3 protein-coding genes are annotated in these 3,580 nt (G+C 58.0%); 1 reads left to right on the top strand and 2 read right to left on the bottom strand.

The annotated features are described in order from the left end of the window. Positions 1-165: 165 nt before the first annotated feature. Together GX515_04830 and GX515_04825 are read right to left on the bottom strand one after the other, a co-directional pair. Positions 166-1,443: an extracellular solute-binding protein gene (locus GX515_04830; protein HHY32342.1), complete on the bottom strand. Its 1,278-nt coding sequence runs from the start codon at positions 1,441-1,443 to the stop codon at positions 166-168. Positions 1,444-1,751: 308 nt separating this feature from the next. After that, complete coding sequence (locus tag GX515_04825; GenBank protein HHY32341.1) at positions 1,752-2,885, bottom strand: glycoside hydrolase family 15 protein; 1,134 nt, start codon at positions 2,883-2,885, stop codon at positions 1,752-1,754. A gap of 379 nt (positions 2,886-3,264) precedes the next feature. On the opposite strand from GX515_04825, the gene GX515_04820 reads away from it, so the two are divergent. Continuing rightward, positions 3,265-3,580, top strand: a 316-nt coding sequence (locus GX515_04820; GenBank protein HHY32340.1) for a LacI family transcriptional regulator, incomplete at its 3' end; no start/stop codon positions are given.

The following is a 3,580-nucleotide window of genomic DNA, read 5'->3' as shown; positions in this document are numbered from 1 at the left end:
GCCCCTTCGTTCGTAGCCTTCGTAGCAGTCGTGTCTTGTGTTCATGGTTCGCCGACACAGTGTTGTTAATTGCCGCAGGCTCCTGCGGGGCCACGCAGAAAGCCTGCGGCAATTGGTCGCCGGGGTTCAGTCCTCACTCTGTTTCCGTGCTGCCCACCACGCCTACTATCTCCTCGATGCGTTCCACGCCCTGTCCCATGCAGCCTTGTAAGCCTTCGCGAAGTCGGCCGGTGTCTTGTAAGTTCCCATGTAGAGTTCCTGCACCATTCTGCCCGCGTCATCTCCGGAGAATCCGGCAGGTGCCTCGGTTGTAAACCCGATGTTCACACCATTCTTGAGCGCCTTGGCGACTTCGTCCTTGAGCGGTCCCCAGTTGGCGCTCACGTCAGTGAACGCGCACGGAGACTTCAGGAATTCGGAGTATGCCTTGAGGTTCTCTGGCCGGAAGAGATAGTCCAGGAATAGCTTCGCCTCTTCCTTGTGTTTGGCCTCGGCGGGAATGAGATACGCTGAGTCCTCGGCCGAGAGGACGACAGGCTTAGTCCCGTCCATAATCGGAGGATAGGGGGAGAAACCAATGTTACTCGCCATGCTCGGATTCTTCTCGAGAATGCCGGCAAGCGCCCACATCCCCTGGCTTATTACGGCGGCCTTCCCGGTAGCAAAGGCCTCGAGCTGGTTGTCATAGGTCGCTGTGAGGAAATCGCTGTTGAACAGCCCCTCCCTCTTCAGCTCGAGGATTCGGGCCGCAAAGGTCTCCATAACACCGCCAGGCGCGTCAAACGCAAGCTTCTCGGCATCGTTGTTCAAGAACGCGTTTCTCGACCCGGTGGTCCCGTACTTCTGCTTGATCACGCCGTGGGCCATGAACTCAATGAGGTGGCCCAGCATCCAGGAATCCTTGCCTCCGACGAACATCGGAACAACGCCTGGGCGCTTTTCCTTGATGGTCTTGAGGTTGCTCACAAATTGCTCCCAGGTCGTGGCTTCCTTGAGTCCGAGATCCGAGAAGATCTTCTTGTTGTAGAAGATGCCCGCCATGGTCATGTTGGTGGCCACCCTGTACTGTTTGCCTGACCTAAGGTCCGTGCACAGCTCCCTTATGGACGGCTGTATCCTGGACCACCACTGCGTCTCGTTGGAAAGATCGAGGTACTTGCCCTGGTCGGCAAACCCTTGGTCCCAGACGGTGACTATGTCTGGTATGTCACCGGACGCGAACTTCACCTTTATTACATTGCTCGCGTCCTTCTGGTATTCCTGCTCCACCTGGATATTCGGATGCTCCGCGTTGAATTTCCGGATGAGGTCGTTCATCCACTCGACCGTCTCGACTTTGCCGTTGAAGAACTTGACGACGACTTTCTTCTCCGCGCCCTGCACAGTAGTACCAACCACCAAAAGGGCTAGCACCACGCAAAGCGTTAAGAGCCTCTTGAACATACCGCCGCCTCCTCAATGCAAGTATCGGGATACTAGCCTTCCGCCTTTCAGCCAAAACCGTCGAGATGACAGCCTCTGCATATTCGCGCACATGAATCCTGCACCCCTTGGAGCCCATGGAGCCTCTGCGCATGTAACACCTGCGCCCCATAGGCCGGCCGATCGGGCGATTCCTCTGTATCACCTCCCTCTCGCTGATAACCCTCGTCCCGGTTCCATTGCACCATCGCGCCGTCGCACTACTGCATCGTCGCAAACTACGAACGCCCTGACTTTGAACGCCTTGACTTTGGCGTTCCGCAGGAAACCTAAGGCGTGGATGATATCCTGCCGCCGGAATTGGGCGCTCGGACGCCCTCGCGCCCGGGCCATGGCTCCGAGGCGGGAGCGGCTGCGAGCTCCTGATGCAGCACAAGATACATGGCATGAGACCATAGAAGCGGAGTGGCCACCGGGCCCCAGCGCTTCTGCCATTTGGGCAAGTACTCTGGGGCGTTTACGTGGGTGCTGACCTGCTCAGGCAGCTCGCCCGATGGGCTTGCGCAGCTCTCCACCCATTCGAGAAGCGGCAGCGCCGCCTCCGGTCTTCCCGCCCGGCAATAATACCAGCCAAGCCAGGAAGTCAGGAGCGGCCACTCGCCTCCCCCATAGTAAGTATCTTCAGGATACCTGTGAACTCCTTGATGGTGAAGCTTTCTCTCGATTTCCTGCACCGTCGAAACCATCAGGGGGTTCTGGGGCTCCACAACCGCGAACGGCACCGCAAGCCAGATCAGACTGGCGTCTACGCCACCGTGCCCTACGGACTTCACAAACCTCCCGCCCGACGTGCCATGCGTCAATACGAAGCTCCGAATTCGCCCTGCAAGCGCAGAAACATCGTCTCTCCGCAGGTAGCGGTTGATTGCTGTAAGACCTCCGTAGAGGCAGGCAAGCGTCGCAGGATGGACCCGGTCACCAAACTCTTCCCAGCAGTCGTAGTTGGGCAGCTGCCACACGAGTGAGAGATACCTTACAGTAAGGTCAACCGCGGCGCTCATCTCTGAAATGAAACCAGGTTCACCGGTCATCCCGACGTGCTCGCAAAGGCCCCAGAGCCACGTGCCGTAGCCATCCAGTTGGAAATTGGGCCAGCTGTCGTCCTCTGGTCGACCGTCAAGTCTATAGCGAGTGGGCAACATCTGAGAGGGACCGGGGTCGAGTCCCTCTGAAAGGGCGCTGGCTATGCGCTCAAGGCGGCCCACCTGGCTCTCAAGGGTCGAGGCGACCCAGCGGTAGAACTTGCGGGCAGAGCGGTGCTCACCAACGCGGTCCATGGCGTATGCTATGAACGCCCCGTCGCGGAGCCAACAGAACCTGTATGTCTCGAAGTTCGGACAGGCCACATAGGCCCCGGTATCCGATTGAAAGCGGCGGATGATGTCGATGCTGGCTGAGCGCAAGTCAGTCACGGCGGCGTTGCCTACCTTTCCGAGCAGCTAAGCCCAGTCCTCCCAAGCTCTGAGTGCGCGAAATGCGTGTTGCATGTACGGTTGCCAGGTGGTTGATCGGTTCACCATCACTTGCATTATATAATGGAGAGCCAGCGCGGGTCAAGAGATTCCAAACGAAGAACGCAACAGGTTGCCGAGCAGGTTGTTCGGGCGCAGGCGAGGTACTCATCGCAGGCCGGCTGTATGATGGTAATGGGGATGTCTTGGTTGACACGGTTGACGGCGACAGGCGCGTGGGGTACAATCGGGTTGATAGATTGCTGAACGAGCGATGTTTTGATTTGAGAGCCCCGCTTTGAGAGCCCCTTGTCATCCAGGAGATGGTGTAATGGCCGCGACCATTCGCGACGTAGCTAGAAAGGCCGGCGTGTCTCATACCACGGTGTCGAACGTCATTAACAACGTGCCAAAGGTCAGTCAAGAGACTCGCCAGCGCGTTCTAGAAGCCATGAAAGAGCTCAACTATGAGCCAAGCATCGCGGCAAGAAGCCTCGGGGGTAGACGGTCTTATCTTGTGGGATATATGGTGCCCGCCATCACCAACGAGTTCTTCATGAACGTCGCGCGGGGCGCGGAACGAGTGCTTTACCGCGAGGATACGAGCCTGTTCCTGTGCGATACAGGGCTTGCCGCAAGCCGCGAGG

The sequence above is a fragment of the Bacillota bacterium genome (assembly GCA_012842395.1).
Taxonomy (GTDB): Bacteria; Bacillota; SHA-98; order UBA4971; family UBA4971; genus UBA6256.
Note: the sequence above shows the minus strand (reverse complement) of the source record. Positions and strands in the feature narration are given on the sequence as shown.

Bases quoted from the DNA above. Each gene is read 5' to 3' on its own strand.
- GX515_04830 (HHY32342.1), bottom strand. From the start codon at position 1,443: ATGTTCAAGAGGCTCTTAACGCTTTGCGTGGTGCTAGCCCTTTTGGTG.